Origin of the sequence: Mycobacterium sp. IDR2000157661 (genome assembly GCF_022317005.1) — a bacterium.
Classification (GTDB): Bacteria; Actinomycetota; Actinomycetes; order Mycobacteriales; family Mycobacteriaceae; genus Mycobacterium.
Window position 1 is genome coordinate 108,466 of sequence record NZ_CP081006.1, and the last position, 26,997, is coordinate 135,462.

Annotated in this window: 30 protein-coding genes; 12 read left to right on the top strand and 18 right to left on the bottom strand. The window is 68.2% G+C overall.

Translation table 11 applies throughout. The annotated features are described in order from the left end of the window. The first annotated feature begins 89 nt into the window (after window positions 1–89). Window positions 90–968, top strand: coding sequence for a universal stress protein (locus K3G64_RS01440; protein WP_238888427.1), 879 nt, complete (start codon window positions 90–92; stop codon window positions 966–968). Further along, a complete protein-coding gene (locus tag K3G64_RS01445; protein WP_238888428.1) occupies window positions 965–1,870 on the top strand; it encodes a universal stress protein in 906 nt (301 codons plus the stop codon). Before K3G64_RS01440 ends, K3G64_RS01445 begins: the two co-directional genes overlap by 4 nt. A gap of 8 nt (window positions 1,871–1,878) precedes the next feature. Here K3G64_RS01445 and K3G64_RS01450 read toward each other — a convergent pair whose 3' ends face one another. The 8 genes from K3G64_RS01450 to K3G64_RS01485 all read right to left on the bottom strand — a co-directional run bounded on the left by K3G64_RS01450 (window position 1,879) and on the right by K3G64_RS01485 (window position 9,865). Next, window positions 1,879–2,766 carry a universal stress protein gene (locus tag K3G64_RS01450; protein ID WP_238888429.1) on the bottom strand — a complete coding sequence of 296 codons (888 nt, stop codon included), beginning with the start codon at window positions 2,764–2,766 and terminating at the stop codon, window positions 1,879–1,881. A 212-nt stretch (window positions 2,767–2,978) separates the two neighbouring features. Next, complete coding sequence (locus tag K3G64_RS01455; RefSeq protein ID WP_238888430.1) at window positions 2,979–3,782, bottom strand: ribosome hibernation promotion factor; 804 nt, start codon at window positions 3,780–3,782, stop codon at window positions 2,979–2,981. Between the two features lie 88 nt (window positions 3,783–3,870). Continuing rightward, window positions 3,871–4,848, bottom strand: coding sequence for an alpha/beta hydrolase (locus tag K3G64_RS01460; RefSeq protein WP_238888431.1), 978 nt, complete (start codon window positions 4,846–4,848; stop codon window positions 3,871–3,873). 26 nt (window positions 4,849–4,874) lie between these two features. Next, complete coding sequence (locus K3G64_RS01465; protein ID WP_238888432.1) at window positions 4,875–5,750, bottom strand: universal stress protein; 876 nt, start codon at window positions 5,748–5,750, stop codon at window positions 4,875–4,877. After that, window positions 5,747–6,019, bottom strand: coding sequence for a DUF1918 domain-containing protein (locus K3G64_RS01470; protein ID WP_238888433.1), 273 nt, complete (start codon window positions 6,017–6,019; stop codon window positions 5,747–5,749). Before K3G64_RS01470 ends, K3G64_RS01465 begins: the two co-directional genes overlap by 4 nt. Before the next feature lie 34 nt (window positions 6,020–6,053). Further along, the gene (locus K3G64_RS01475) at window positions 6,054–7,442 is read right to left on the bottom strand and encodes a WS/DGAT/MGAT family O-acyltransferase (protein ID WP_238888434.1); all 1,389 of its coding nucleotides are present in this window, start codon (window positions 7,440–7,442) and stop codon (window positions 6,054–6,056) included. Further along, entirely contained in the window at window positions 7,439–8,332 is an 894-nt protein-coding gene (locus K3G64_RS01480; protein ID WP_238888435.1) for a universal stress protein, read from the bottom strand. The genes K3G64_RS01475 and K3G64_RS01480 overlap by 4 nt, the downstream gene beginning before the upstream one ends. 33 nt (window positions 8,333–8,365) lie before the next feature. Then, window positions 8,366–9,865: a bifunctional aminoglycoside phosphotransferase/ATP-binding protein gene (locus K3G64_RS01485; RefSeq protein ID WP_238888436.1), complete on the bottom strand. Its 1,500-nt coding sequence runs from the start codon at window positions 9,863–9,865 to the stop codon at window positions 8,366–8,368. Window positions 9,866–9,972: 107 nt separating this feature from the next. Between K3G64_RS01485 and K3G64_RS01490 the strand changes: the two genes are divergently transcribed. Genes K3G64_RS01490 through dosR form a run of 3 tightly spaced genes read left to right on the top strand, consistent with a single transcriptional unit; the run spans window position 9,973 to window position 12,531 of the window. Then, window positions 9,973–10,968, top strand: a complete 996-nt coding sequence (locus K3G64_RS01490) for an Acg family FMN-binding oxidoreductase (RefSeq protein ID WP_238888437.1) — start codon at window positions 9,973–9,975, stop codon at window positions 10,966–10,968. An 18-nt stretch (window positions 10,969–10,986) separates the two neighbouring features. Next, window positions 10,987–11,847 (top strand): universal stress protein, encoded by an 861-nt coding sequence (locus K3G64_RS01495; RefSeq protein WP_238888438.1) that lies wholly within the window; start codon window positions 10,987–10,989, stop codon window positions 11,845–11,847. A 36-nt stretch (window positions 11,848–11,883) separates the two neighbouring features. After that, window positions 11,884–12,531 (top strand): hypoxia response regulator transcription factor DosR/DevR, encoded by a 648-nt coding sequence (dosR, locus tag K3G64_RS01500; RefSeq protein WP_238888439.1) that lies wholly within the window; start codon window positions 11,884–11,886, stop codon window positions 12,529–12,531. Between the two features lie 12 nt (window positions 12,532–12,543). On the opposite strand, the gene K3G64_RS01505 is transcribed toward dosR, so the two are convergent. The 5 genes from K3G64_RS01505 to K3G64_RS01525 all read right to left on the bottom strand — a co-directional run bounded on the left by K3G64_RS01505 (window position 12,544) and on the right by K3G64_RS01525 (window position 16,868). Beyond that, the gene (locus tag K3G64_RS01505) at window positions 12,544–13,431 is read right to left on the bottom strand and encodes a universal stress protein (protein WP_238888440.1); all 888 of its coding nucleotides are present in this window, start codon (window positions 13,429–13,431) and stop codon (window positions 12,544–12,546) included. A 67-nt stretch (window positions 13,432–13,498) separates the two neighbouring features. Beyond that, window positions 13,499–14,491 carry an Acg family FMN-binding oxidoreductase gene (locus K3G64_RS01510; RefSeq protein WP_238888441.1) on the bottom strand — a complete coding sequence of 331 codons (993 nt, stop codon included), beginning with the start codon at window positions 14,489–14,491 and terminating at the stop codon, window positions 13,499–13,501. A gap of 109 nt (window positions 14,492–14,600) precedes the next feature. Next, on the bottom strand, window positions 14,601–15,500 hold the full coding sequence (locus K3G64_RS01515) for a universal stress protein (RefSeq protein WP_238888442.1): 900 nt from the start codon (window positions 15,498–15,500) through the stop codon (window positions 14,601–14,603). After that, the gene (locus tag K3G64_RS01520; RefSeq protein WP_238888443.1) at window positions 15,497–15,751 is read right to left on the bottom strand and encodes a three-helix bundle dimerization domain-containing protein; all 255 of its coding nucleotides are present in this window, start codon (window positions 15,749–15,751) and stop codon (window positions 15,497–15,499) included. The genes K3G64_RS01515 and K3G64_RS01520 overlap by 4 nt, the downstream gene beginning before the upstream one ends. Before the next feature lie 88 nt (window positions 15,752–15,839). After that, entirely contained in the window at window positions 15,840–16,868 is a 1,029-nt protein-coding gene (locus tag K3G64_RS01525) for an Acg family FMN-binding oxidoreductase (RefSeq protein WP_238888444.1), read from the bottom strand. Window positions 16,869–17,039: 171 nt separating this feature from the next. On the opposite strand from K3G64_RS01525, the gene fdxA reads away from it, so the two are divergent. Next, the gene (fdxA, locus tag K3G64_RS01530; RefSeq protein ID WP_238888445.1) at window positions 17,040–17,393 is read left to right on the top strand and encodes a ferredoxin; all 354 of its coding nucleotides are present in this window, start codon (window positions 17,040–17,042) and stop codon (window positions 17,391–17,393) included. A 264-nt stretch (window positions 17,394–17,657) separates the two neighbouring features. Next, a complete protein-coding gene (locus tag K3G64_RS25615; protein ID WP_370647051.1) occupies window positions 17,658–17,819 on the top strand; it encodes a transposase in 162 nt (53 codons plus the stop codon). Window positions 17,820–17,852: 33 nt separating this feature from the next. On the opposite strand, the gene K3G64_RS01535 is transcribed toward K3G64_RS25615, so the two are convergent. After that, on the bottom strand, window positions 17,853–18,167 hold the full coding sequence (locus tag K3G64_RS01535) for a hypothetical protein (protein ID WP_238888446.1): 315 nt from the start codon (window positions 18,165–18,167) through the stop codon (window positions 17,853–17,855). 170 nt (window positions 18,168–18,337) lie between these two features. On the opposite strand from K3G64_RS01535, the gene K3G64_RS01540 reads away from it, so the two are divergent. The 3 genes from K3G64_RS01540 (at window position 18,338) to K3G64_RS01550 (ending at window position 21,475) form a co-directional block, all read left to right on the top strand. Beyond that, window positions 18,338–19,492: an acyl-CoA dehydrogenase family protein gene (locus tag K3G64_RS01540; RefSeq protein ID WP_238888447.1), complete on the top strand. Its 1,155-nt coding sequence runs from the start codon at window positions 18,338–18,340 to the stop codon at window positions 19,490–19,492. Continuing rightward, window positions 19,489–20,517: an acyl-CoA dehydrogenase family protein gene (locus K3G64_RS01545; RefSeq protein ID WP_238888448.1), complete on the top strand. Its 1,029-nt coding sequence runs from the start codon at window positions 19,489–19,491 to the stop codon at window positions 20,515–20,517. Before K3G64_RS01540 ends, K3G64_RS01545 begins: the two co-directional genes overlap by 4 nt. A gap of 109 nt (window positions 20,518–20,626) precedes the next feature. Further along, window positions 20,627–21,475: a mycofactocin-coupled SDR family oxidoreductase gene (locus K3G64_RS01550; protein WP_238888449.1), complete on the top strand. Its 849-nt coding sequence runs from the start codon at window positions 20,627–20,629 to the stop codon at window positions 21,473–21,475. A gap of 32 nt (window positions 21,476–21,507) precedes the next feature. Here the strand turns inward: K3G64_RS01550 and K3G64_RS01555 are convergent, their stop codons facing one another. From K3G64_RS01555 to K3G64_RS01565, 3 genes are all read right to left on the bottom strand, one after another. Beyond that, window positions 21,508–22,872 carry a WS/DGAT/MGAT family O-acyltransferase gene (locus K3G64_RS01555; protein ID WP_238888450.1) on the bottom strand — a complete coding sequence of 455 codons (1,365 nt, stop codon included), beginning with the start codon at window positions 22,870–22,872 and terminating at the stop codon, window positions 21,508–21,510. A gap of 72 nt (window positions 22,873–22,944) precedes the next feature. After that, window positions 22,945–23,700 carry a class I SAM-dependent methyltransferase gene (locus K3G64_RS01560; protein ID WP_238888451.1) on the bottom strand — a complete coding sequence of 252 codons (756 nt, stop codon included), beginning with the start codon at window positions 23,698–23,700 and terminating at the stop codon, window positions 22,945–22,947. Then, window positions 23,697–24,695 (bottom strand): methylenetetrahydrofolate reductase C-terminal domain-containing protein, encoded by a 999-nt coding sequence (locus K3G64_RS01565; protein WP_238888452.1) that lies wholly within the window; start codon window positions 24,693–24,695, stop codon window positions 23,697–23,699. Before K3G64_RS01565 ends, K3G64_RS01560 begins: the two co-directional genes overlap by 4 nt. Before the next feature lie 82 nt (window positions 24,696–24,777). Here K3G64_RS01565 and K3G64_RS01570 point away from each other — a divergent pair, with 82 nt between their 5' ends. Beyond that, window positions 24,778–25,257 (top strand): MarR family winged helix-turn-helix transcriptional regulator, encoded by a 480-nt coding sequence (locus K3G64_RS01570; protein WP_238888453.1) that lies wholly within the window; start codon window positions 24,778–24,780, stop codon window positions 25,255–25,257. Then, window positions 25,254–26,510, top strand: a complete 1,257-nt coding sequence (locus K3G64_RS01575; protein ID WP_238888454.1) for an MFS transporter — start codon at window positions 25,254–25,256, stop codon at window positions 26,508–26,510. Before K3G64_RS01570 ends, K3G64_RS01575 begins: the two co-directional genes overlap by 4 nt. Here the strand turns inward: K3G64_RS01575 and K3G64_RS01580 are convergent. Then, window positions 26,507–26,995 carry a nitroreductase/quinone reductase family protein gene (locus tag K3G64_RS01580; RefSeq protein ID WP_238888455.1) on the bottom strand — a complete coding sequence of 163 codons (489 nt, stop codon included), beginning with the start codon at window positions 26,993–26,995 and terminating at the stop codon, window positions 26,507–26,509. The two genes, K3G64_RS01575 and K3G64_RS01580, sit on opposite strands and share 4 nt — an antisense overlap. Window positions 26,996–26,997 lie beyond the last annotated feature (2 nt).

Consider the following 26,997-nt stretch of genomic DNA (forward strand, 5'->3'; position numbering starts at 1 on the left):
TCGCACCGAGGACCAACGGCCCTGTGTGGCCGGGCGGCATCGACTTACCGTCGTGTCAGCACGCCTGCGAACCTGCCAAGGAGAAGCGAATGAGCGCCACCCCCGTCGGGATAGTCGTCGGTGTCGATGGTTCACCGGAATCGGAGGCAGCGTTAGGGTGGGCGACCACTGAGGCGCTGCTGCACGACCAACCGATCACCCTGCTGTACGCCATCGCTCCGGTCGTTGTGACCTGGCCGGTCGCGTACCTGGAGGCCGACTATGCCGAATCTCAGGAGGAAGCTGCGCGCCAGGTGCTCGAGCGAGCGCAGCAGGCGGTGGCGGCGAGCTCTGGCGCGACCCAGCCGCCCGCGGTGAAGACGGAGGTGGTGCATCAACCCGCGGCCTCGGCGCTGGTCGCCGGATCCCGCGACGCGTACATGACCGTCGTCGGCAGCCGCGGCTTGGGCGCGATCGGACGTGCGTTACTCGGGTCGGTCAGCAGCGGCCTCGTTCACCATGGACACGGTCCGGTCGCGATCGTCCACAATGACGAGGCGCAAGCACCTGACCGCACTTCCCCGGTCCTGCTGGGCGTGGACGGCTCGCCGGCCTCCGAAGAGGCGACCGCGTTCGCCTTCGACGAGGCGTCGCGGCGAGGCGTCGAACTCGTTGCGTTGCACGCCTGGAGCGACGTCGGCGTGTTCCCGGTCCTCGGCATGGACTGGCACGAGTACGAGGACCAGGGGCAGGAGGTGCTGGCGGAACGTCTCGCCGGGTGGCAGGAGCGGTACCCCGACGTGCATGTACAGCGCCGGATCGTCTGCGACCAGCCGGCGCGTTGGCTCGTCGATGCTTCCCAGCAGGCTCAGCTCGTCGTGATCGGCAGTCGCGGCCGCGGCGGCTTCACCGGCATGGTCCTGGGCAGCGTGGCGGCGAAGGTGTCCCGAGGCGCCCATGCGCCGGTGATCGTCGTGCGGCCCCGATGAGTTCACGAACTCAGGACAGCCGATCATCCGCCGTCGTCGTCGGTGTCGACGGCAGTGAGGAAGCGGCCGCCGCCGTCAGATGGGCCGCAGCCCTCGCCGCGCGTTACGGCGCACCGCTGGAGTTGGTCAGCGGGCTGCCGAGGAGGCGCGCCGCACTCACCGACGCGGCGGCGGCGCTGCGGTCCGCAGCGGTGGCGCAACACCGCGAGTCTGCGGCAACGATTCTCAAGTCTGCGGAGGAAGACGTGCGGTCGGCGTTCGGTGACCTCGACGTCGTGACACTGGCCTCCGACGTGCCGGTCGACCAGTTGCTGACCGAACACAGCCGCACTGCGCGGATGGTGGTCCTCGCCTCCGAGGAGGTGTCGGCGGCGGCGGCAATCGTGGTCGGCTCGACGACCCTTGCCGTATCGGCACATTCCGCGTGCCCCGTCGTCGTATGGCGCGGCGTCGACACAGCTCCCAGCCAGCAGCCGGTGGTGCTCGGTGTGGAGGACGCCGCCACCGGTCCGGCGGCATTCGATGCCGCCTTCGAGTTCGCCGCTCGGGTCGGGGTCGGCGTGCGCGCCGTCCACACGTGGTTCCGGTTCCGTCCGCCACCCGGGCTCATCAGCGCCTTCGTGACCGATTGGGACGGCCTGCAAGCCCTGCAGTGGCAAGGTCTGATGAGCGTTCTCGAACCGTGGACCAAGCGTTATCCCGACGTGGAGGTGACCTACTTCGTTGAGCCGGAAGGCTCCACCAGCGCCCTACTGCGTCACGCCGCCGAGGCACAACTGGTAGTTCTCGGCAGTCGGCGCCACAATGCCCTGGCCGGGGCCGTGCTGGGGTCCACGAGCTTGAATCTCTTGCACCACTGCCCCGTCCCGGTGATGCTGTGCCGTCGCCAAGCGGAGTCCTGAAACTCCGATCAGGTCTGGCGGGCGACGATGACCGGGACGCGAGCCGCCTGGACGACGGCCGAGCCGACGGATCCCAGCAGCATCCCGGCGAAGCCGCCGCGGCCGTGACTGCCGACCACGACCAGCTGGGCCTGCTTGGACAGCTTCACCAAGTGGTGGGCGGGCTGCTGAAACTCCACCACCTTGCGCACCGCCACGTCGGGATAGCGCTCGTGCCAGCCGGCCAGTCGTTCGGCGAGCGTCTTGCTCGCCGCCGCGTGCACCGTTTCCCAGTCCATACTGAACTCCGACAGGTCCGCGTCGCTCCACACATGCAGGGCGATCAACTCGACACCGCGCCAGGATGCTTCGTCGAATGCGATCGCGGTCGCCGCTTCCGACGCCCGTGAGCCGTCGATGCCGACCAGGACCGGCAGGTTGTCCGACGGTGGCGCTTCGTCGTGAATCACCGCGACCGGGCAGTGCGAGTGATGAATCACACCCGAACTGACCGAACCGAGTAACGCCCTGTTGAACGCGGACCGGCCGCGGCTGCCGACGACGACAAGCTGCGCGTCCTTGGAGAGGTCGATCAGCGTCGGCACCGGACCGCCGAGGAAGGTCTCGGTGTCCACCTCGAGTCGGCGGGGTGCGGTGTATTCGCGGGCGACTCCGACCGCGTCGGAGATGATCTTGCGGGCCTCGTCCTCCTGCAGTGCGAGTACTTCTTGAGGTATGCGTCCCGCCGGCCACATCAGCACCGACGCGCTGATCTCCGAAACGCGGTTGGCGTGCATGATCGTCAGCGGCAGGTCGCGCATCGTCGCCTCGCGAGCGGCCCACCTGACAGCGGCCTGTGACGGCACGGAGCCGTCGGCGCCGACCACGATTCCGCGGTGTCTCTTACGTTCAGGCATCACAACTCCTTCGGTGGACCGACGTCCACTGCTGACGATAGGGGTGCCCGGGCCCGTCTCATAGGAGGCGAAAGTCCCAGGGGGCACAAGCCGAACGGCCCTGCTGCGGCATCGAGTACCACTGCACGACTGGACCTGCGCCGGTCCCGGACAGCGGCGACGGCCCCGCAGCGGCTAGGGATTCGCTGCGGGGCCGTCTGGACTTGCGTCACTCAATCGGCCGGACTGATCAGGCCGTAGTGCCCGTCGTAGCGGTGGTAGAGGATCGCGGCCCGACCCTCGGCCGCGTCGATGAAGAACAGGAACGGAAGCCCGAGCAGCCCCATGCGCTCCACCGCCTCGTCGATGGTGACGCATGGCGGTGAGGCAGCGCTCAGCGTCACGGGCGACTCGAAATGGGCGAGCCGCTCCTCGGACGGCGCAACGACCTGCGCGAGCCGATGAACACCCGACTCCCCGCGGTAGAGCACGCTGGCGAAGCCGGTGCCGGACTCGGTGAAGAAATAGAAGTCATAGTCGAGGAGCTCCATGTCGTGGACGGCTTCGTCGACGGTGCACGTATGCGGCGCAATGGATTTCCGGCGCACGACGCGGCGTTCGTCGACCGGACGGAGAAAGTGGCCGGGGCGGTGGGCTGGCACCGAATCGTGACGCCACTCGTGTGGCGTGTTCACCGGTCGGGCGCCGCGCCGCGCCTCCCAGTGTCGTGCAGTGCGCTCGAGCCGTTGCCGCAGCCGGGCGGTGAGCCGGTCGATGGCCTCGCGCGCGTTGACGCCATCGACCTGCGCGCGCACCACACGACCGCTGACATCGAGATTGGCCTGTGCGATGACCGGCCGGCTCACGGCGGGGTCGGCGTGTTCGGTGAGGCGGACGCGGGCGTACAGCACCGGGCGGTCGGCCAGGTGGAACAACCCGCCGATCTTGTCGCGGGCGTATTCGGCAGCGCCCGGGAACCGGCCGCGGGTCGCGACGTCGATGGTGACCGGCGTCGCGGATTCGGTTGTCTCACCCATACCCTCGTTCCTACGGCGGCTTGCACACCACCGCGAGAGTCCTAGGTCACCACTCTCGCCGATAAGGTGCCCGGCGCAGCAACCGGTGTCAGCTCCGGCGTGTTCCTTCGTCGAGTGCGAGCAATCGCTCCGCCGATGCCCCACAGCCAAGGTTTCGACGCAGGAACGCCAGCTGATCGGCGGCGACCTGGTCGCGAACCGCGCCGTGGTACATGTCGAAGTGCCGCACGGGGTACTCGCGGATCTCGTGTCGTGACGCTCTGGCCGCTGTCCTCTTCACGAACGGCGTTGAGATGACGTCGTCGTCCCTCGCGACTGTGACGAGGACCGGAGGCACCACGCGCTCCATGGTGCCTTTCCGGTAGCGCGGAGCGGTGAACAGGAACCGGGGGGTGACGCGGTTGCACCAGGTGGGAGCGTGGCGCTCAACGTCCGAGAAGAGCCCGGCCAGCGCTGGATCGCTGAACACGGCGCGGCCCGGCTTTCCGTAGACGGCGATGTAGAAGGGCCGCAGGCCAAGCACACCGCGTACGGCGTCGAGGACCGCCGCTGATAGTAGATGAACCGTCGCAGTCGCGGTTTGGACTGCGCCCGTACGTCGGTGCTCGGGAACGTATCGGTCACCCACCCGAAAGACATCCAGCGCGGGCACATTCGCGACTACGGCGGCGATAGCCGGGTCTGTTGCGGCCACGTTCAGCACATGGCTTCCGCCGAGGGAGGTGCCCCACAGCGCGATTCGGTCCGTGTCGATGTCCGGGCGAGACCGCAGGAACCTTATGGCGTTGCGCAGGTCTGCCACCTGGCGATGGGTGTCGATCAGCTGTCGCGGCTCTCCCCCGCTGCAGCCGAGATCACGGTAGTCGAATATGAGCACCGCCAGACCACCCTCGGCGAAACTCGCCGCGAAGTCGGGAACGATCCAGTCCATCGTTCCGCTGAAGCCGTGCGCGAGGATGACCGCAGGCAGCGGCTCCGGACTCGACGTCGGCCGGTACAGCACACCGGCGATGACCGAGCCCGCCGATCCGAACGAGATCTGTTGCTTCACATAAGCTGTCGCCACGGCGGCGCCCCCCGCCGATCGCTGATTCACGATCGTGCCACGATGACCGGTGCCTGCACGGCCTGCACCACCGCGGTGCTCACCGAGCCCAGCAAGGTGCTGGCGACCGCCCCGTAGCCGCGGCTGCCGACAACCACCAGTTGTGCCTCCTCGGATCGAACGGCGATTTCGTGTGCCGGAGCGTCGCGGACCACTACCCGCTGTACTTCCACGCCCGGATAGCGGTCCTGCCATAGGGCGAATCTCGCTGCGAAGGACTGTTCGACCTCGCGCTCGACGGATCCCCATTCCGGTCCGGCGAACTCGAAAGTGCCGGGGCTCCACCACGCATGCAGTGCCACCAGCGTCACCTCACGCCGGGACGCCTCCTCGAAGGCCAACTCGGTGGCTTGCTCGGAATCCGGCGAGAAGTCGACCCCGACCAGCACCGGTGCGGTCGCGCTGGCCGGGAAATCGTCGCTCGTTGCGGAGGGTCGGATCACGGCCACCGGGCATCGCGAGTGGTGGACAAGTCCCATGCTCACCGACCCGAGCAACCTGCGTGCGACCTTGCCCCGCCCGCGGCTGCCCACCACCGTCAACTGCGCGTGCTCGGACAGTTCGATCAGGGCGGCTGCAGTCGGGCAGGACATTTCGCGGGTCCTGACCCGCAGCTGCGCACCGGCAGCCTCTCGTGCCAGATTCACCGAGTGCTCGAGGATGTCGCGTCCGAGGCGGTGCTGCCATTCGAGCACGTCCGCCGGGGCCGGTATGGCCAGCCACGTTCCCATCACGGGTGAAGCGGCGTGCACGATCACCAGTTCGGCGTCGCGCAGCACGGCGTCGCACGCGGCCCAGCGGACGGCGGCCTCGCCGAACACCGAACCGTCGGCCCCGACGATGATCGGCCGGTCACCGGTCACTCGGCACCTTTCCCCCGGGCCTCGATGTCCGACCTCAAGTTGGCCATCCGTCGCTCAGCGCGTTCGTCCGCGGCACGTTGCTCGGCGGCCGTGACGACGATCGCATCCGGCCCTGGGAAGACGGTGGCGATGTGATCGTTGTCCAGCCAATGCACCACGTAGGGCGGCGACCCGTCCTTCGAGTGGACCTCGGTGATCAGCCCCCGTTGACCCGGGCGGTCCACCGTCAACCCCTTGATCACCAACCAATCTCCGACCTGCGCCTTCATCGTCGTACCCCTTCCTGTGCGCGTGGGACGCAATTCACGTCTCACCGTTCGCCTGCTGGATGCGGGAACGCGCCAGCAGTCGGGCCACACCCGCCTCGATACCCCGTGCGAGCTCATTGACGTCGGGGGTTGCGTCGTAGTCGGCGGTGACGCCGAAGGCGAGCTCGTCGGCGTAGCTGACGATCGCCACCCCCGTCCGGATGCCCAGTGCGATCGGCGGAACGGGCAACACGTGCGACACTTCACGATCCATGACGCGCTGCCTGCGGCGCGGGCCTGGCACATTCGTCGCCAACGTGACGACACCGCGCTGGGGCCGCCTCGTCAGCGCCCTGACCGCCCACGCGGTCAGCGGGAACGGCAGAACGTTGGTGGCAGCGACGAAGATGCTGCCTGCCTCCCGCTGTCCGCTGGCCTTCGCTCGCTCCAGTCGCCGATGGACGGCGCGCAGCTGATCGACCGGATCCGCCTCGTCGACGGGCAGGAACGGCAACATCGCCGAGACCCGGTTGTCGGTGATGCCGGCTTCCTCGTTCGCGCGCACGGACACCGGAACCAGTGTCCGTAGTGAGTTCCGCTGGGGGCGTTGACCCCTGCGGATCAGAGCGGCCCTGAAGCTGTCGGTCAGGGCGGCCAGAGCGACGTCGTTGAGGGTCACGGCGAACGCGTTGCTGATCTCGTTCACGTCCTGCAGGCTCACCCGGGCCGCACTGTAGCGCCGCATGGCCGTCACGGGACCGGTCAGCGAGGACTTCGGCGCGGGGTTGACGACACCACCGAGGATCTCGGCTGCGCCTTCGACCGCCAGCGCCGCCGTGCCCGTCGCGTTCGCCGCAAGATGCCACGCCGCGCCGGCCCAGGACAGCGGGTTCAGCGTGAGCTTGGGCGAAGTAGCAGGTTGGTGAGCGGCGTTGGCGGCGCGGATTCTGGACGCGAACGTCTCCCCTTCGCCTCCGTCACTGAGCGCCGAGATCATGTGCATGGTCGCGATTCCGTCGGCGATACAGTGGTGGATCTTCATCAGGAGCGCCCACTTGTCGTCTGCCAATCCTTCGATGATCCAGCACTCCCACAACGGGCGGTCACGGTCCAGACGGCGCTCCATGACGTCGGCGATGAACCGATACAACGCCTGCTCATCGCCGGGATGCGGCAGCGCGGCACGGTGGATGTGGTGTGCGACGTCGAGATCGTCGACCTCCACCCACTCCGGCGGCTGCAGATCGAACAGATGGGTGCGCAGCACCTGTCGGAATCGCGGCAAGGCCACGATCCTTTCCGCGAAGCCGGCTGCGAAGTCGTCGAGGTTGGGCAGCGGTCCCTCCATGACCGACACCCCACCGATCGCCAAACTGACGTGCCGGTCGGAGTCCTCCGCCTCCAGGAAGCTGGCATCCAGCGTCGTCAGGTGCTCCGCCCTCATCGGACGGCACCTTGTGATCGGCAGATCATGGTGGGGATCGGCGAATGGTGCAGCAGGTTGAGTCCGGTCGAACCGAGCAGCGTGCCGCTGATCAACCCACGCCCCCTGCTGCCGACCACCACCAGCTGAGCGTCGCCGCTGTGCCGCAGGAGTACATCACTCGGCTTCTCGCGTTTCACAACAGCATTCACATCGACACCCGGATAGCGGCGCCGCCAGGGCGCGAGGGCTTCCATGAGATTCTTCCTTTCGTCCGCAGCCACCGCGTCCCAGTCGATGAACAGCGGGATTGCCACCTCCGACGGCGGCCGGCGGGTCGACCAGGCGTGAACGGCGACCACGCCGACATTGAGTCGCTCGGCCAGTTCGAAGGCCGCTCCTATCGCCACTTTGCTGTCGTCGTCACCGCCCACTCCGACCGCGATCGGGCGGTCGGTGGGCGTGACGACGTCGCCTCGCCAGGCCACTACCGGGCACATCGCGTGTGACGCGACGGCGACGGTGGTCGACCCGACCAGGAGAGCGGCTCCGACGGAGACGTCACCGCAACCGAGCACGATCATCCGCGCCTGCCGGCTCAGGTCGACCAGCGCCTCATCGACCGGGTCGGGCCGCTGCGTGGAAGTGATCGGCAGGTCGGAATTGTGGGCGCCGGCCGCCCGCTCGGCTGCTTCGAGGATCGCCGGACCGGCTTCCTGCAGCGCTGACATCTCGGCTGCCCGAATGGCAGCGATCGTATCGGAGAAGTTGTGTCCGGACGGGGGTTCGGCGTGCACGATGTGCAGTGGAGCGTTCAGCTTCGATGCGATGGCCGCCGCCCAACGCGTCGCCGACACGGCCTGGTCGCTTCCGTCCACGCCGACAACGACCGGACCGCCCTCATCCGCCATCAGGCTTCTCCTTGCCGGTTCCACGCGAACGGATCATATTGCCAGACAACATATCTGGTGCGCCTCGGCGACGGACTGGGCCAGCGGGCGCGTGGTGTCGATCACGTGGCCACCATGCGAGGCAATGAACTCATCTGACATCGCCGCCGCGATCTCCGGCGTCGCGTCGGACGTCGTCGCGAACCTGGTCTCGACCCGGGTGGCGGCTTCCTCGAGCGGCGCCGAGCACACCAGCTCCACCACAGGGCAACTGTCGCCCTGGGCGAGGACGCGCGCCCGGTCGCGTCGACCGGGATCCCGCCACGTCCCGTCGAGGATCACCGACCTGCCGCCACGGAGCGCCGCATCGGCCCGTCGGAGAACTTCGTCGTAGACCGCCGCGACGTTCTCCGGGGCGTAGAGACCGGCGTTGAAGGCACCCGCCGTTCCGCTGATCTCGCCGGCGCGCAGCATCTGCCGTCGCACGTCGTCGGTGGAGATCACCTCAGCTTCCAGTGGTTCGGCCAGCGCTCGGGCCAGGGTCGTCTTACCGGCGCCTGGCCCGCCGCCGATGACGACGAGTTGCACCGTGCCCGAGCGGAGATGTTCTCGCGCGATGTCGAAGTGCCGTCGCGCATCGGCAGCCGCCTCGGGGTGCCCCTGCATCACGCGGACGCAGTCGACCTTGGCGCGTACCGCCGCGCGATAGGCGATGTAGAACTCACGCAGCGACTTGGGCGCCGGATCGGCGGCGTGCCGTCGGTAGGCATCGATGAAGTGGTCACCGAGGTCCCTTCGACCGAGGAACTCGAGATCCATGGCGAGGAAAGCGGCGTCATCGACGGCATCGAGGTATCGAAGCTCGTCGTCGAACTCCAAGCAGTCCAGGATCGCCAGATGATCTGACAGGCAGAAGATATCGTCGGCCAGCAGGTCGGCGTGCCCATCGACGACGCGGCGTTGTGCGATGCGCCGCGCGAACAGCGACTCGCGACCCGCGATGAAACGGTCGGCGAGCCGGCGCATCTCGTGGATCTGGTCGGCCGTGATGACCGTTCCGGCGATGCAGCTCAGCGCGTCGAGATTGTCGTGCCATCGCTTGGTGATCGCCCCGACTTCGCCACCGGCGTTGACCGCGGCGCTTCTGGCGGAATCGCGATGGAAATCCGCCAGCCTCTCGGCGATCGCGTCCAGATGGTCGTGCACGGACCGACCGCCACGGACCAACGATGCCAGCCGCGCCGAATCGGGATAACGCCGCATCACGATCACCGGTTCGGCCGCGCCCGTTCCCGGGTCGGTGAAGTGGCTGACGCCGAAGTAGCTCTCCGGTGACAGCCTGCTGTTGAGGGCGACCTCGCGCGCACAGGCGCGCTCGCGGCTCTCCAGTGTGGTGAAGTCCAGGAAGTCGGTCGCGACGGGCTTCTTGACCTTGTAGGCCCGGTTGCCGACCAGGGCCACGAGGCCGGTGTGTGTCTCGCGCACCTGAGCGTCGAGGTTGCCGGCCGTCGTGGATCCGTCGACGCGATCCGACACCGGTGCCGCACTGCTCATAGTGGGAATCGTGCATCCCACCGTGCCCCGGCGAACAGGGTCAGAAGGCCCGTCAGAGGGGACCATTGGCCCTGGCTCGGGTCCCGGCTGCGGCCGAACATCGAAGTATGCGCGACACGCTCGTCGAGACCGACGTCATCCGAAGTGCTGTGGAACTGGCCTGCCGGGCGCCGTCTCTGTACAACAGCCAGCCGTGGCACTGGGTTGTCGACGACAGCGGGGTTCACCTCCACCTGGACAAGGACCGCGTGCTGTATTCGGCGGATCATTCGGGCCGGGAAGCACTGCTCGGCTGTGGTGCGGTACTCGATCATTTCCGGGTGGCGATGGCGGCGGCCGGGTGGCGGGCCAACATCGACCGGTACCCCAATCCCAACAGACCGTTACACCTCGCTTCGGTCGAGTTTTCTCCGATGGACTTCGTCACCGAAGGTCACCGCCGCCGCGCCGACGCGATCCTGCTGCGTAGGACCGACCGCCTGCCGTTCGCCGAGCCGCCCGAATGGCCTGCGGTCGAGTCGACACTGCGGCGCGCGGTGGTCGCCGAAAGCGTGCGATTCGACGTCATCGCCGACGAGCTGCGACCCGAGCTCGCCGAAGCGTCCAAACTCACCGAGGAACTCCGGCTTTACGATTCGTCCTACCATTCCGAAATGGATTGGTGGACTGCACCGTTCGCGACCGACGAGGGTATTCCACCGGACACGCTGGTGTCTGAGGCCGAGCGCGACCGCGTTGATGTGGGCCGCGCCTTTCCCGTGGCACACCACGACCGGGAACGCCGCGCCGCCCTGGGGCGGGACCGTTCGAAGATCCTCGTGCTGTCGACCTATGACAGCGAACGTGTCGGTGTCCTGCAGTGCGGCGAGATGCTCTCCGCGGTCCTTCTCGAGGCCACCATGGCGGGTCTCGCGACGTGCCCGTTGAGTCATATCACCGAGGTGCAGGCCAGCCGCGACGTCGTCGCCTCGCTGACCGACCAATCGACCACACCCCAGATACTTATCCGCATCGGACTCGCGCCGGAGATCGAGAACGTTCCGCCGCCGACCCCCCGCCGGCCGGTCGACGAGGTGCTCGAAATCGGGCCTCGGACATCATGATCGCATCGGGAGCCGGAGATGGCACGTAGGCACGCCTCGGCGCCGTCCGTCGTGGTCGGCGTCGACGGTTCGCGGTCCGGCCTGAATGCCGCGTTGTGGGCAGTCGATGAAGCCGTGAGCCGCGACATCCCACTGCGGCTCGTGTACGCGGTCGACGCCGTCGACGCGGTCGACCGAAGTCCGGGCCAAGCAGCCCGCGATCTGGCCAGCGCCGAAATCGCGGTCCGGTACGCGTTCATGGCCATCGAGTCAACTGAGAAGCCGGTCAAAGTAGAGGTGGAAATCCTGCAGGACCGTCCGATTCCCGCCCTGGTCGAGGCGTCGAGGTGGGCGGCGATGCTCTGCGTCGGCGACATGGGTAGCCGCCACGGCAGCGGATCCCGGTTCGGGTCGACCGCGGCCGCGGTCGCGGTCGCGGCGCATTGCCCGGTGACGGTCGTGCGTCGATTCGACCCGCACCGCACCCGGCAGGACTGGATAGTCGCCGAGGTCGACGACTCACCGAGTTCGGACGTGGTGGTGCTGCAGGCACTCCAGGAAGCGCTGTTGCGCTCGGCGCCGCTGCGTGTGGTCATGAGCCGGTCGACAGGCGGGACCGCCACATCGGGCACCGGTGACGACGGCCGGATCCTCGCAGCACGGCTCGACCGTCACCTGTCGCAGTGGCGAAGGCGGTATCCCGACATGGATATCCAAACGCTGACCGTGCGTGGTTCCACGCTGGACTTCGTGGCCGAGCAGTCGGATCCCATTCAGTTGCTGGTGATCAGCCACGAACGACCGCACGGCATCAAGGACCTCTTCGCGTCGCCGGGCTATGCGTCACTGCACGAAGCGGAATGTTCGGTGTTGATCTGCCAGCCGCAGATCGTATTGTGAGCGATGTTGCCGCACCACCCAACAGAAGGACTGCACATGGTCAAGGTCTTCCTGGTTGACGACCATGAGGTCGTCCGGCGCGGTCTGGTCGACCTGCTCGGTGCCGATCCAGAACTCGAGGTGGTCGGGGAAGCCGGCTCCGTGGCACAGGCCCTCGCGCGGATCCCGGCGCTGCAACCGGACGTCGCGGTCCTCGACGTGCGTTTGCCGGACGGCAACGGCATCGAACTGTGCCGCGATCTTCTCTCCCGGCTGCCCGATCTCCGCTGCCTGATGTTGACCTCGTTCACCTCTGACGAGGCGATGCTGGACGCGATCTTGGCCGGAGCGAGTGGCTACGTGGTCAAAGACATCAAAGGTATGGAGCTCGCGCAGGCGATCAAGGATGTCGGCGCCGGCCGGTCCCTGTTGGACAACCGGGCGGCCGCGGCGTTGATGGCGAAATTGCGCGGGTCCGCCGAGCGGTCGGATCCCTTGGCCGGACTCAGCGAGCAGGAACGAGTCCTGCTCGACCTGCTCGGTGAAGGCCTGACGAACAAGCAGATCGCCGCGAGGATGTTCCTCGCCGAGAAGACGGTGAAGAACTACGTGTCCCGACTTCTTGCGAAGCTGGGCATGGAACGCCGCACACAGGCGGCGGTGTTCATCTCGAAGCTCGACCAGTCCCACCGCGTCAACGAATGACCGGTTCGCCGCTCAGGACTGGCGAACCACCAGCACCGGCATCCGCGCCGCCTCGGCGACGGTCGCGCTGACCGAACCGAGGAGCATCCCGGCGAATCCGCCCCTGCCGTGGCTGCCGACAACCGTCAATTGCGCTTCCTCCGAAAGCTCGAGCAGCATCTGCGCGGGCCGGTTCATCACCACGACACGCCGCACGAGGACATCCGGATACTGCTCCTCGTAGCCGGCCAGCCGCTCTGCCAACGTGCGCTCAGCCTGACCCTGCACGGCCGGCAACTCCGACCCCGGCACCTCGTAGACGGTGAAATCACTCCAGGCGTGGACCGCGACCAATTCGACTCCACGCAAGGAGGCTTCCCGGAAGGCGACCGCGGTGGCCGACTCCGAGGCCGGGGAGCCATCGACGCCGACGAGGACCGGCGCCACGGCGGGCTGCGGCATCAGCGGGTCCTCGTCGTGGATGACGGCGACCGGGCACTTCGCGTGTTGGACCAGGCCCGTGCTCACCGAGCCGAGCAGCCGCCGCTCGATCGCCCCCAGCCCGCGACACCCGACCACGATCATGTCCGAATCCTTCGACAGGTCGATCAGCGTCGGCACCACACCGGCGGTGAACGTCTCGGTGGTGATCCGGATCGGTTCTGCGACCGTCGCCTTTCTCGCGGTGTCGACCGCGGCATCGAGGACGGCGCGGCCCCGCTCGGCTGCGCGCTCCACCAGTTCCGGGGTCATCGGTAGGTCGGGCCACATCCGCATGCCCGGCGATTGGATGACGTGCACTATGGACAGCGGGAACCGATGCAGCGCGGCTTCGCGTGCCGCCCAATCGACGGCCACCCGGGAAGCCGGGGAACCGTCGACTGCGACAACGATGCCGGGGTGTGTGGTCGGGGTCGCCATGTCGATCTCCTTTGTCGGGTGGCGCGAGACCTCGTGCGTCGACTGTCCTGCGGATCCGGCGGGATGGTCAACCGAGGGGTGTCCCGTCCAATCTCGCCAACACCTCGTTCAATTTCCGGCGTGGGGTGGCGGGCAGCGGGTCTGCGTTCACCGGCGCCCAACCGATCCGCAGAAGCATCTGCGGACAGGAATCGCCGTCGAAGACATGCTCGCGCACCCCGGCACGGGTCTCGGTGAATTCGAGCGGCTCGGTGATCGGGCAGCTTGCCAACCCGAGTGCCGTAGCAGTCAGCAGCACCGTGCTCGTCGCTTCACCGGCACGCAGCCGGGACAGCTCACCATCGTCGGTCGTGCCCAGGGCGATGACGACCGCGCCATCGTCGTGCGCATCCGAACCCTGCGGTTGGGTGAGCACCGGCCCCGCGAACCACCGCGCCGGAATAGGCGCCCTCGCATCGGGTTTCGGTGTGTTTCGGGCAGGTACTCCCGCTGCGGCACCGTATCGTCCACTCCACGTCGCCAACTCGGCCGAATAGTCGCGGTCACCGGCGTGGCGCCAGGCCGCCTCGGCGACGATGCCCTGCAATCCCGGAAGGTCGTCCACCCGGCGCATCGTCACACCCATCCGAGCGGCGCGAGATCCCATCAGCGCGATGTCACCGTGTGCCACGAGCCACGGACTGTACCTGCGCCGGTCGGTGCGACGTCGCGGGATGGCGGCGGCCAGGGCGATGTCGAGGTCGCCTGCCGGATGACGGTGCAGTTCCAGCGAGGCCAGGTGGTCGGGGTCGTCGGGGTTGGGGAATCGGTGGATCTTGGCTTGCCAACCGAGCGCCGCGAAGGCGATCTGGCCGTGATTCAGCGTGGCCCCGCAGCTGACCATCATGTCGCGGGCGTCGGGGTCGGTGTGCTGCAAGTGCAGTCGCCGATTGGCGTACAAGTGCAGGCTGCGCTCCCCCAGGCGCCACTGCCAGGGTTGTGAGTTGTGCACCGACGGTGCCCGCGCCGCGAGCATGAGGGCCGAGCGCGTCGTCTCGAGATCGGGGAATTGAGCACTCATTGGCCGTTGCACCTCGATGAATTGAGTTTTACCGGAACAAGGTTGCCGGTCCGCGCCCCCGAATCGCGAAGTCCGAAGACCCGCACGACTGAGACTTTCCGACCGGCGGTCAAGATTGCCTGGCCACGATCACCGGGATGCGCGCGGCCTGGGCCACGGCTGAGCTCACCGAGCCCAGCAGTAGGCCGGCGAAGCCTCCGCGTCCGTGGCTGCCGACGATGAGGAGTTGGGCCTGCTCGCTCTCGGCGAGCAACCGGTTCGCAGGCTCGTCCTGGCCGACGACGCGACGCACTGCGACATCCGGGTAGCGCTCGCACCAACCGGCGAGCCGCTGCGCAAGCTCCTCGTCCGCCTGAGCCGCGAGAGCCGGCAATGCCACATCGACGCCGAAATCAGCGCTGCTGAACCAGGTGTGCACCGCAACGAGGTCCACACCGCGCCGCGACGCTTCGTCGAAGGCGATGGCCGTGGCCGACTCGGATGCCGGCGAACCGTCGATGCCGACCACGACGGGCGCTTCGGTCCGCCCACTTGCCTGCGCCTCGTCATGGAAGACCGCCACCGGGCAGTGTGCGTGGTGCACCAGACCCGAACTCACCGAGCCCAGCAGCAGTCTTTGCACTCCCCCGAGCCCGCGGCATCCCACCACCAGCATGTCGGCGTCCTTGGACAGGTCCACCAACGTCGGCACCGGGGCGCCGGAGACCACGCGCTCCTCGATCCCGATCTGGGCTGGCTGCTCGAGCGCTGTCCCGGCCACATAGCGCGCGTTGGCGACCATTTTCTCGCCACGCCGGTCGCGTTCCTCCCAAAACTCAGGCGGGATGGGCAGATCCACCCACGGACCGACCTCGAGATATGGCAGGACATGGACGAGGGTCAGCGGAACATGCCGCAGGCCGGCCTCGACGGCAGCCCATCGCGTCGCCTCCAGGGACGTAGCTGAGCCGTCGACGGCCACGACGATGCCGTGGGCCCTCGGTTCTGTCGACTCGGTGTGGGAGCTCACGTGCGACCCCGCAGAGCCAATCGAGGACCCCCGCTCTCGTCCGGCACCGAGAGAGCAAGCAGTCGTCGACTTCGGTTCAACGTCAACGGGATCACGTGCGATGTCACCGTGGCTTGCGCGACAATCTCGGCATAGACGGCCGCGACGACTCTTTCGACCTCAACGCGCGAACGCTCGGGATACTTCGCGCAGAGGTTGCACACCAGACTCTCGAGCTCGTCGTGCACCAGAGGTTCGGCGAATGCGGCCATTCCGCAAGTCTTCGCTGCGGAGATGATCACTGCTACGGACCAAAGTCACCGGTGACGGTCCCGAGAGTCACTCCGCGAGCCGGCCCGCTCATTGCAGCGGTGTGCCGTCCAGGTCGGTGACCACCTCGTCGATCGGCCGCCTCGGCGTCGAAGGCAGCGGATCTGCCCCCACCGGGGCCCAGCCGATCCGGAACATCATCTGGGGATACTCGCGGTTGTCGAAGACCTCCGCCATGATCGCGTCACGGGTTTCGCCGATCTCCAACGGTTCAGACACCGGGCACGTCGCCAGACCGAACGAGGTCGCCGTCAGCAGTGCCATGCTGGTCGCCTCCCCTGCGCGTAGTCGCGCGAGATCATCGTCGGCCGCGGAGCCCAGGGCCAGCAGTGCGGCGTGGTCCTCGCCGGCGGCGGCATCGCCGGGTGAGTTCATTACACCCGCGGCGAATCGGCGACCGAGCAGGGACGCCGTGGCGGGTGCGGGGATGTTTCGCGCGGGCACACCCGTGGTGGCGGCACGCCGGCCGCTCCATGCACTCAACTCCGCGCGGTAGCCACTGTCGTGATCGTGACGCGAGACGGCCTCGGCGACAATCCCGCTGATGTCGCGCGACATCTCGACGCAGCGCAGCTGAATTCCCATACGAGCGGTCCTGGCGCCGATCGTGGCAACGTCGCCGCGAGGCACCGGCCACGGGCTGAAGTGCCGACGGTCGGTGCGCCGGCGCGGGATCGCCGCAGCCAGTGCCACGTCGTGGTGGTCGGCCGGCGACGATGAGAGCAGAACCGACGCCAGGTGCGAAGGTTCTGCGGGATTGGGGAACCGACTCACCCGTGCCCGCCAGCCCAGCGCCGAAAGCGCGATCACCGCGTGGTTCAGAACCAAGCCGCAACTGACCATGAGCTCGCGCCGATCCGGGTCGGCATGGATCAGGTGGTGGGTGGGGTCGGCGTAGAGATGGAGGCTGCGCTCACCCACCATCCAGCGCCACGGCTGGCTGTTGTGTATCGACGGCGCGCGCGTCGCCAACGTCAATGCCGTCCGGATGGTCTGCGCATCGGGGAACTCCGCCGACTTGGAAACGTCGGCAAGCCCACTCTGATCGAGGATCGTCACGGTGCAATGGTCACGCCACCGACAACCCGTGACACAGGGCAACAAGTCACATATCCGGGTTACTCCTGTCCCGTCACGGCGGGGGCGACCTAGTCTGGGGGACCAAAGTCACTGCGACCGGGGGCCATCGGCTCCTTCACCCGCATCTTGGCGGTGCCCTAGCCTCGCGGCATGACCTATGTGATCGGTTCTGCGTGTGTCGATGTGATGGATAAGGCGTGCGTGCAGGAATGTCCGGCGGATTGCATCTACGAGGGGGCGCGTTCGCTCTACATCAATCCCGACGAATGCGTTGATTGCGGCGCGTGCAAGCTGATCTGCCGGGTCGGAGCGATCGAGTACGAGGTCGACCTGCCCGAGGAGGACCGCGTGCACCTGGCCGACAACGCCGCGTTCTTCACCACCGTGCTGCCGGGTCGAGAAGAGCCGTTGGGGTCACCGGGCGGCGCCTACGCGGTGGGGCGGGTCGGCGTGGACACTCCGCTGGTGGCGGCCATGCCCCCCAACACGGCCGCGGCCCACTGACCACAGAACCAGGGAGGGGGAGAGCCCCCGCCGACGTTGACGTCGACGGGGGCCTTCCTGGTTGCTACGCACGATCCGGCGATCATCGACGCACATCCGATGCGTCTCGGCGTATAGCGGCATGCGGCAGGACCGGTTGTCCGCGCGCTGCCGCGCCAGGCGTAGCGTGGAACCGATGGCCACCACACCCGGGAACTTGCGAACGACCGACCGCGTGGCTGCCCGGCGGTCCGTGACTCGTCGCTGCGAGAACAGCGCGCGGTAATGGCGAGTCCGGATTCGAGTCGCGCCACCTGCCCTCGTTGCGGCAGTTCGGAGATTTATGTGGTCAACGACTCGCGCAGCCTGCGGACCCAACTGTGGGAATGCGGCGACTGCGAGAAGAAGTTCCACATGGCGCGTGCCCGCCCCGCCGTACCGGAATAGGCGTCGACCGCTAACGGTTGCTGCTCGCTTCGGTCACGAACACCAGACGACGACCTCGATCACGTTGATCTGGTGTTTGAATCGGGTTCGTGACCGATGACCGAAGAGACGCCGGATGGGGTGGATGACACTCACGTCGGCGGTCCTGCTGGTCATGGTGGTCGCCGTCGTCTCTGCGGTGTTCGGATATCTGGCCTCCGCGCGGAGCAGGAGAAGAGCGCGGCTGCCTTTCGTGACCGGGTTTTTCTGCGGGATGCTCGCATTCGGCATAGCGCGCAGGCGGCGCAGTGGTCTATCCCGCGCGGCGCGGGCATGCGTGTCGATGTCACCACACCTGCTGCGGCGCATTTCGCCGTCGTATCGGCCCGACCCGCCGTGGGTCCACCTCCTCAGACGCCGAGGCGCCGCGGGAAGCAGCCACTGACGGGGATCGGGCCCGCCGTGAACGGCCGGCCGCATCGGTTCGAAACCTGCTGACAGAATCGTGGGATGCGACCGAAGCGCCGCCGGAACGGCTCATGACACCGCACGTCTCCGTTCCCCGCTTGGTTCCACCCGCGACGACCGGGCCCGCGACCACGGAGAGACTCCGTGGGCAGGTTCGCGAGTTCCTCGCCGACCAACTCGCCGCCGGAGCGTTCACGCCGTCTGTCGACGCTTGGTTGACGGGCTGGGACGAGGACTTCACCGCCGCCCTGGCGGCCCGCGGTTGGCTGGGCATGACGGTGCCGGTCGAGTACGGCGGACACGGGCGCTCGTTCCTCGAACGTTTCGCGGTCACCGAGGAACTGCTGGCGGCCGGCGCGCCGGTGGCCGCCCACTGGATCGCTGACCGGCAGATCGTCCCGTCCTTGCTCAAGTACGGAACCGAACTCCAGAGGTCGGAGTTCCTGCCGGAAATCACCCGCGGACAGTGCTTCTTCGGCATCGGCATGAGTGAGCCCGACTCGGGATCGGACCTCGCGAGCGTGCGCACGAAGGCCACGCGGGTCGACGGCGGCTGGTCGCTCGCCGGTACCAAGGCTTGGACCTCGGGCGCCCACCGCGCACACGCGTTCATCGCTCTGGCGCGGACCGCGCCGGTGGATCCGGAGAATCGGCACGCCGGCATGAGCCAGTTCATCGTCGACCTGCGAGGTCCGGGTGTACAGATCCGCCCGATCGTCTCGATGAACGGCGCGCACCACTTCAACGAGGTGATCCTCGACGATGCCTTCGTGCCGGACACCATGGTGTTCGGAGAGATCGGCGCCGGCTGGCGGCAGGTGACGTCGGAGTTGGCGTTCGAGCGAAGCGGCCCGGAGCGGTTCTTGTCCACTTTCGTGCTGCTGGCCGCGTGTGTTGACGAAATGGCTTCGCCCCGTTGTGCTCCCGATGCCGACCTGGGCAGGCTGGTGGCCCGCGTCGCCGGGCTGCACCAGATGTCGACGGCGGTGGCGGGCGCATTGGAGCGCGATACCCCCGCCGAAGTGCCTGCGGCAGTGGTCAAGGTGCTCGGCACCACCACCGAAGGCGACATCGCCGAATTCGCCGGTGTGCTCGACGGTCTCACGGAACCCGAGTTCTCGCGCCTGGTGTCGGCGGCTGCCGATCAGCGTCCGGGATTCACCCTGCGCGGCGGAACGAACGAGGTGCTGCGTGGTGTGATCGCCCGAGGGCTGGGCCTGCGATGAGACCGGTTGTCGATCCGGACCTCGCTGCCATGATGGAGGCGGTGTTCACCGAGTATCGAGATGCGCATCCCAATGCGCCCGTGGCGCACCGCGACGCCGGGTTGTGGCAGCGCCTCGACGAACTCGGTCTGGTGCGGTTGACGGGCGCCGAGGACGTCGGCGGAAGCGGAGCGGGCTGGTTCGAAGCCGCCGAGCTTCTTTCGGCCGCCGCCCGCCACGCGGTCCGAATTCCGCTGGCCGAACACGACCTACTGGCCTGCTGGCTGCTCGACGCGGCCGGTGTGACCGGTGAGGGCAGCGACCGCGCCGTTCGCACCGTCTGCCGACTCGACGCCGAGGGCGCGGCGCGAAACGTCCCCTGGGCGACGGGCGCCGACCGAATCGCGTTGGTGTGGCCGGTCGGTTCCGGCTACCACGGCGCCGACGTCGACATTGCAACGGTGGAGATCACCCCCGGGCGCAACGCGATCGGTGAGCCGCGGGACTCGGTGGCCGCGGACCTGTCCCTGCTCGACGGAGTTCCCGTCGCCGCGGCGCTGGTGACGCAGCTCGACATGAAAGCAGCTCTGATTCGGTCGATTCAGATCTGCTCAGCGCTCGATCGCATAGTCGAGCTCTCGATCGAGCACGCCGTTTCTCGCAAGCAGTTCGGTCGCCCGCTGTCACGCTTCCAAGCGGTGCAGAGCTTGATCGCCGACCTCGCCGCCGAGGCTGCGCTGGCCAGGGCCGCCACCGAATCCACGCTGGCCCAGGCGGTCGGCACGGAGTGGTCGGCTGAGGACCTCGAATTCCGCGTCGCGGTGGCGCGTTCATGCACGGGCCACGCGGCGTCGGCGGTCGTCCGCAACGCCCACCAGGTGCATGGCGCGATGGGCACCACGCGCGAACATCGACTGCACGAGTTCACCCGCGCGGCGCTGGCGTGGCGTTCGGAGTTCGGGTCCGTGCGGTACTGGGACGAGAAGGTCACCGAGGTCGCGCTCGGCGCCGGCGCCGCCGGCTTGTGGAGCACGATCGCTCGTTGAGCCCCTTCCGCCGCTCTTACGGAGTTGCGTCGTCGACCACGGGCAGCGCTCCCACCTCGACAGTCGATTGTCTCGTTATGGTGTGGGCACCGAAGGCACCGGAGGGACGATGACGAACAACGCGGTCGGCAGGGTGGCCGGCAAGGTCGCATTCATCACGGGCGCCGCGCGCGGTCAGGGTCGCGAACATGCGATCCGGCTCGCGGAGGAGGGTGCAGACATCATCGCCGTCGACCTGTGCGCCGACGTGGAAGCCGCAGGCTACCCCGGCGCCACCGAGGCAGACCTCGACGAGACGGCGAAGCTGGTGGAGAAGTCGGGGCGGCGCATCGTCACCGCCAAAGCCGATGTGCGGGACCTCGACGGCCTGCGAGCGGCGCTCCAGCGGGGAGTGGACGAGTTGGGCCGGCCGGACGTGGTGGTCGCCAACGCCGGTATCAGCGGCACCCCGGCGCCGGCCGCGTCGATCGAGGAGGACGCCTGGCAGACGATGCTCGACATCAACCTGACCGGGGTGTGGCACACCGCCAAGGTGGCGCTGCCGCATATGACCGACGGCCGCGGTGGATCGATCATCCTGGTGAGCTCGATGTTGGGGTTGCGCGGCGGCGGCTACATGGCCCATTACGCGTCGGCCAAGCACGCGGTCGTCGGCCTGATGAACTCGCTGGCCAACGAGCTTGCCCCGCAGTGGATCCGGGTGAATTCGATCCATCCGGGCAACATCCGCACACCCATGCTCGACAACGACCAATTCGTCCGGATGATGCGGCCCGACCTATCGGAGCCGACCCTCGATGACGCCGCCGAGGTGGTCGGACAGTTCCACCTGCTGCCCGAACCGCTCATCGAGGCGCGCGCGGTCAGCAATGCCGTGGTGTTCCTCGCCTCGGATGAATCCATGTACATCACCGGCGCGGCGTTGCCGGTGGACGCGGGAGCCGTCGCGAAGTTCTGACCGATCCGCAGAAATGTGGCCTGGAGCGCCGACTATGCGCAGACGGCCCGTTCCAGCTCGCTCAGGGCGTCCTCGAGGTGGGTGAGCAACCGCTGAAGGTGCGGGATGCTGCGCCGGCAGCCGACAAGACCGAAGTCGAGGTTGTCGGCGTTGTTGGTCAGCGTGATGTTGAGCGCCTGACCGTCGAGTGCGATCGAGAACGGATAGTTGCCGTCGAGCCGGGCACCTTTCCAGTAAAGCGGTTCCCGGGCACCGGGCACGTTCGAGATGACGATGTTGAACGGCGGCGGCGCCGACGAGACGAACCCGGGCACCAACCCGAGCGCCAGGCCCGACATGAGGAACGCCGACAGCGCAAGCGCTTGCGTCTTCGGCAGTTCGGCGAACACCCGCTTGTTGTCGCGCATCGAGGTGTTTATCGCGTCGAGTCGCTTGGCGGGGTCGACGATGTCGGTGGCCAAGTTGCACAGAATCGTGCCGACCATGTTGCCGCCTGCGTCCATCTCGTCCTTGGTGCGCAGACTGACCGGGACCATGGCCACCAACGGCGTTTCGGGCAGCGCCTCCTGCTCGATGAGGTAGGCCCGCAATGCACCCGCGCACATCGCCAACACCACGTCGTTGACGGTGACCCCGGCCGCGGACTTGATGGCTCGGAGCCGTGCCAGCGGATAGGACTGCGCGGCCGTCCGCCTCGCCCCGCCGATCGGGGTGTTGAACATCGTCTTGGGCGCCCGGAACGGCAGCGTCAGCTGTTGCTCGAGTAGCGCCGCGCGGGCGAGGCCGAGTGACGAAGGAGCCAGCGCCGCAACCGAACCCACCGTTCCGGTGACCGATCGCAGCAGCGACCGCGACTCACCACCGCCCTTATCTCTGCGCTTCGGAGCCAGTGCCCACGGCACCCGGATCTCACGGTCGCCGGGGTCGGGCGACATGGACCGCACCATGAGGCGCTGGGCCGAGATCCCGTCGAGCAGTGAATGGTGGATCTTGGTGTAGATCGCGAAGCGGCCGTCGTCGAGGCCCTCGACCAGGTGCGCTTCCCACAGGGGGCGGTGGCGGTCGAGAAGCGTGCCGTGCAGGCGCGAGGTCAGCTCGAGCAGTTCTCGAACGCGGCCTGGCTGCGGCAAGGCCGACCGGCGCAGGTGGTAGTCGATGTCGACCTCGTCGTCGATCGCCCACGCCAGGTTGGAGATGCCGCCGAGCAGCCGGCCCGGGTGCTTGCGGAACGTGGGCTGGAAGTCGTCGTTCTCGACGATCGCAGTATGCAGTTCCCTGATGAACTCAGGGCCGCTGCCCTCCGGTGGTTCGAAGAGTTGCAGGCCCGCGACATGCATCGGGTGCTCGCGCGATTCGCCGACGAGGAACAGCGAGTCGGTCGGCGACATGATCTTCATCGTGGTGACGGTACCCACACCGTCGCCGATTCACGCTTGTTCGCCCCGAACTGCGGCGATTCGCCAGAAGTTTCACGCGCGCCGCAGCACCAGCAACTCCCCGGTGACCGTGCCCGCCTCCAGCAGCCGCCCGATGCTCGCGCTCTGCCGGTCGGCCAGCCGCCACGCCCGCGTGTGGCCGTACCGCTCGGTGAGCGCTTCGGTCACGGCCTGCTCGCGCTCGATCCACGCCGTCGGAATGGCTGGCAGTTCGGCGGTGCCCAGCCACTGCTCGACGGACAGCGCGGCGGCGGCGATCAACCCGCCGAGCCGGTCCGCGGTCGGGAAGTGGTTGTCGGGCAGCTCATCGGCCGGCAGTTCGCCGTGCTTGACGAAGACCAGCAGGCCGATTCGTCCGCCGGGGCGAACGGTACGGCGCAGTTCGTCGAGCAATTGCTGTTGGTCGGTGGTGGTGCAGAGCACCCCGAGCGACCACGCGGCGTCGAAACTGTGGTCGCGCGTCGGCAGCGTCGAACCGACCGCCCGGATAACGGGATGGTCGAAGAGCGCCGCGGCGGCCCGGCATGCGCCCCGCTCGGGTTCGACGAGCATCGGCCGCACTGCACGCGACGTCGCGGCATAGGCGGCCGGACCACCGACCCCGGCGCCGCTGTCCAGCAGCGACTCGCCGGGCGCCAACCGCATCTGCTCGATGAGCCAGTCGAGGGCGGCCGGGCTGCCGCTGCCCCGGCAGGCGGCCGGCATGTAGTGGTCTCGGCCGAGGTCCCTGGCGACGGTGGCGGTCCATTCGGCGATGGTGTCGAACTCGGCCTCCATCGCCTCGCTCACTGTGCGCCCTCCTTGATCAGCCGGCCCACCTCGGCCTTGATCTCGGCGCCCGCCCGCGCGCCCGACGCCGACGCCAGTCCCGAGACGTTCACACCCTCGACGCCCTCGACCGAGAGCAGCGCCCGCGCCTCGGTGATGGCCGCGGCGATTCCGGCTGCCACCGGGTCCGCGGCGCCGAGCACCTGTTCGACCACCTCCTGGTCGAGGTCCAGTCCCGGCAGTCCCTGCAACACGGCCGCCGACACCTCGTCGGTGAAGACGGCGACCGCGGCGATCACCGGAATGGCCAGGCCGGCCGAGCGGGCCGTCGCCATGAAGTCGGCGACGAGATGCGGATACGGCACGTGGTTGAGCACTGCCAGGCTGGCGCCCGCGCGTTGTTTCTCGACGAGTCGGCCGGGTCGGGCCGGGACCGGCGGCGCGGTCGGCGTTTCGGGCACCGCTGCGGTCATCCCGAGCGATGCGGCCAGTGCGACCAGGCGCGGCCCGTCGAGGTCGAAGGTCTGCGTGACGTCGGAGCGGACGTCGTAACCACGCCCGTCGCCGGTCACACAGAACACCGTCGTGGCGCCCAAGCTGCGCAGACCGCGCAGTTCCTGCTCGAGCACCACCCGGTTGCGGTCGCGGCAGGACAGGGTGATCCACGGTGTGACTCCCGCGTCGAGCAGCAGCCTGGCCATCATCGTCGGCGGGAAGTCGGGCTTGTTCTGGTGTTCGCCGACCAGAACGGCGTCGCACGACGGCGCGAGGACGCCGGCCGTGGCCGCGACGTCGGCTTCGTCGAAGGGCATACAGCTGAAGTCGGTCAGCACCGTGGGCGCGGGCACCGGCGTGGGCCGCGGCTCGAGCCCCGTCCACGCCACCACGGAGGGGAAGGCGCACGGACCGTCGCGCATCTCGCACTGCCCGTCGGGTCGCACCCCACCGCAGGGCCCGAACAGCATCTTCTTCGGACAGGCCAGGGTTCCCGACGTCTCCGCTTGGCCCACCGGCATTCGCAGCATGTACCCGGCGAGCGCACGATCGAAGCGACGGGCCCCGCAGAGGCCCGGGGTTGGGCGAGCCCGCGATATATGTATGTGCTATGCATATAAAGTGCCGCATCCCCGCTACGACCACCTCGACGAGCTGCTGACCCAGATCCACGTCGTTCGGCAGCGCCCGGATTGGCGCCGTCGGCTGCTCGGCCCCACGCCGGTGGCGACGGTGTCGACGCTGCGGGTGCTGCGCGCCGTCGAGCAGGCGCAGACCGCAGGCGAGGGCGCCTCCATCGGCGACGTCGCCGAGTACATGGCCGTCGAGCATTCGACGGCCAGCCGGACCGTCGCGCCCGTGGTGGCCGCGGGCCTGCTCACGAAAACCCTTGCCGCCGATGATCAGCGCCGCTGCGTCCTGGTGTTGACCGACGCCGGCCGGGATGCACTGGCCGCCGTGACCAGCCGCCGCCGTGAGCTCGTCTCCGACGTGGTCGCCGAGTGGGCCGATGACGATGTCAATGCGTTGGTGTCGTTGCTGGACCGACTGGTCGCCGACTTCGAGCGGGGGGTGCGCGCATGACGGCGCAGACGACCACGGCGCCGGCGCCGGCGCGCGGTGCGCTCGGGTTGATGTTCGACCCGGTCTTCGGCGTGCTGTTCTGGGGCAAGATGTTCTCGGTCGTCGCGGTGTGGACGCACGGCATCGTCGCCGCGATCGTCATGTACGACGCAACGGGCTCGGCGCTGATGGTCGGCCTGGTCGGGGTGGTGCAGTTCGCGCCGCAGCTGATCTTCAGCCCGACCACCGGGAAGTGGGCCGACACCGGCAACCCGGCGCGGCAGATCCTGATGGGCCGGGTGCTCTGCGTCCTCGGCTCCGGGGCGGTGGCGCTGTGGCTGGCGCTCTCGGAGCAGCATGCCGCAGCGGCCGTTCTGGCCGGCACGCTGCTGGTGGGCATCGGCTTCGTGGTCGGCGGGCCGGCGATGCAGTCGATCGTGCCGAACCTGATCCGCGACGGCGAACTGTCGACGGCCATGGCACTCAACAGCATTCCGATGACCATCGGCCGCATGATCGGTCCGGTCATCGGCGCCTACCTCGCCGCGCACCTCGGCGCCGCGGAGGGCTTCGCGGTCAGCGCGGGACTGCACGTCGTCTTCGCGGTCTTCCTGATCGCGGTGCGCTTCCCCGCGCCCCGACCTCGACGCGACGGCGCGGACTATCGCGTCCGCGCGGCCCTGAAGTACGTGTGGCGGGACAAGCCGCTGCTGTTCGCACTGCTGGCGGTCACGACCGTCGGCTTCGCCGCGGACCCGTCGATCACGCTTACACCGTCGATGGCCGACCGGTTGGGCGGCGGAACCCAACTGGTCGGAGCGCTGTCCACGGTGTTCGGTATCGGCGCAGCCCTGGGCATGGGGGCTTTGGCGCTGATGCGCGGCCGGATGATGTCGGGGCGGGTGTCGTCGATCGGGTTGTGGGTGCTGGCTGCGGGGTGCGGCGTACTGGCGGTGGCCACCGTGACACCGGTGGCGTTGGCCGGGTTCGCCCTGGCGGGCCTTGGCTTCGGTTGGGCGATGACCGGATTGAGCACCGTGGTGCAGGAGCGCGCGCCGGAAGAGTTGCGCGGCCGAATCATGGCCCTGTGGCTCGTCGGCTTCCTGGGCTCTCGGCCGATCGCGGCGACGGTGCTCGGCGGCACCGCCGACGTGCTGAACGTCTACGTGGCGTTCGCCGTGGCGGCGGCTGCGGTGGTCGCGGTCGCGTTGTTGTGCCGACCGTCGACGCTCACGGGCACGCTGCCCGCCCGCGCCGTCGACATGCCGGGCTAAGCGGTGAACACCGGGATCGGGCGCACCGTCGTCAGCAGCACCACCGGGATGTGTCGACTCGTCGACTGCTGATAGGAGACGTACGGCGGATACAGGCGGCACATGTACTCCCACACCTCGTGGCGCTCGGTTCCCTCTGCCTCTCGCCAGGTGGCCTCGAAGGCCTGAGTCGCGATCTGCACGTCGACTGCCGCGCCGGCCACGATGTTGAGGTACCACTCCGGATGCCTGTCGGCTCCGCCCTTGGATGCGACGATCACGATCTCGCCACCGACGTTGCCGTAGATCAGCGGCTTGACGTAGCGCTTGCCGGACTTGCGGCCCACGTACCTGATCAGGCAGTTGGTGGTCATGGTGCGCCCACCGACCGAGCTCAGGTCGAGGATGTGCCCCTGGGCGCCGCCCGAATCCAGATACACGGCACGATGCTCGCGCATCCAGTCGCCGCGTTCGGCACGTATCGCGGCGGCGTCAGCGTCGGCCACGA

Coding starts and splice junctions, on each gene's coding strand:
- K3G64_RS01440 (WP_238888427.1), top strand. CDS start 90: ATGAGCGCCACCCCCGTCGGGATAGTCGTCGGTGTCGATGGTTCACCG.
- K3G64_RS01445 (WP_238888428.1), top strand. CDS start 965: ATGAGTTCACGAACTCAGGACAGCCGATCATCCGCCGTCGTCGTCGGT.
- K3G64_RS01450 (WP_238888429.1), bottom strand. CDS start 2,766: ATGCCTGAACGTAAGAGACACCGCGGAATCGTGGTCGGCGCCGACGGC.
- K3G64_RS01455 (WP_238888430.1), bottom strand. CDS start 3,782: ATGGGTGAGACAACCGAATCCGCGACGCCGGTCACCATCGACGTCGCG.
- K3G64_RS01470 (WP_238888433.1), bottom strand. CDS start 6,019: ATGAAGGCGCAGGTCGGAGATTGGTTGGTGATCAAGGGGTTGACGGTG.
- K3G64_RS01475 (WP_238888434.1), bottom strand. CDS start 7,442: ATGAGGGCGGAGCACCTGACGACGCTGGATGCCAGCTTCCTGGAGGCG.
- K3G64_RS01480 (WP_238888435.1), bottom strand. CDS start 8,332: ATGGCGGATGAGGGCGGTCCGGTCGTTGTCGGCGTGGACGGAAGCGAC.
- K3G64_RS01485 (WP_238888436.1), bottom strand. CDS start 9,865: ATGAGCAGTGCGGCACCGGTGTCGGATCGCGTCGACGGATCCACGACG.
- K3G64_RS01490 (WP_238888437.1), top strand. CDS start 9,973: ATGCGCGACACGCTCGTCGAGACCGACGTCATCCGAAGTGCTGTGGAA.
- K3G64_RS01495 (WP_238888438.1), top strand. CDS start 10,987: ATGGCACGTAGGCACGCCTCGGCGCCGTCCGTCGTGGTCGGCGTCGAC.
- dosR (WP_238888439.1), top strand. CDS start 11,884: ATGGTCAAGGTCTTCCTGGTTGACGACCATGAGGTCGTCCGGCGCGGT.
- K3G64_RS01505 (WP_238888440.1), bottom strand. CDS start 13,431: ATGGCGACCCCGACCACACACCCCGGCATCGTTGTCGCAGTCGACGGT.
- K3G64_RS01510 (WP_238888441.1), bottom strand. CDS start 14,491: ATGAGTGCTCAATTCCCCGATCTCGAGACGACGCGCTCGGCCCTCATG.
- K3G64_RS01520 (WP_238888443.1), bottom strand. CDS start 15,751: ATGGCCGCATTCGCCGAACCTCTGGTGCACGACGAGCTCGAGAGTCTG.
- fdxA (WP_238888445.1), top strand. CDS start 17,040: ATGACCTATGTGATCGGTTCTGCGTGTGTCGATGTGATGGATAAGGCG.
- K3G64_RS25615 (WP_370647051.1), top strand. CDS start 17,658: ATGGCGAGTCCGGATTCGAGTCGCGCCACCTGCCCTCGTTGCGGCAGT.
- K3G64_RS01535 (WP_238888446.1), bottom strand. CDS start 18,167: ATGCGCCGCAGCAGGTGTGGTGACATCGACACGCATGCCCGCGCCGCG.
- K3G64_RS01540 (WP_238888447.1), top strand. CDS start 18,338: ATGACACCGCACGTCTCCGTTCCCCGCTTGGTTCCACCCGCGACGACC.
- K3G64_RS01545 (WP_238888448.1), top strand. CDS start 19,489: ATGAGACCGGTTGTCGATCCGGACCTCGCTGCCATGATGGAGGCGGTG.
- K3G64_RS01550 (WP_238888449.1), top strand. CDS start 20,627: ATGACGAACAACGCGGTCGGCAGGGTGGCCGGCAAGGTCGCATTCATC.
- K3G64_RS01555 (WP_238888450.1), bottom strand. CDS start 22,872: ATGAAGATCATGTCGCCGACCGACTCGCTGTTCCTCGTCGGCGAATCG.
- K3G64_RS01565 (WP_238888452.1), bottom strand. CDS start 24,695: ATGCCGGTGGGCCAAGCGGAGACGTCGGGAACCCTGGCCTGTCCGAAG.
- K3G64_RS01570 (WP_238888453.1), top strand. CDS start 24,778: ATGTGCTATGCATATAAAGTGCCGCATCCCCGCTACGACCACCTCGAC.
- K3G64_RS01575 (WP_238888454.1), top strand. CDS start 25,254: ATGACGGCGCAGACGACCACGGCGCCGGCGCCGGCGCGCGGTGCGCTC.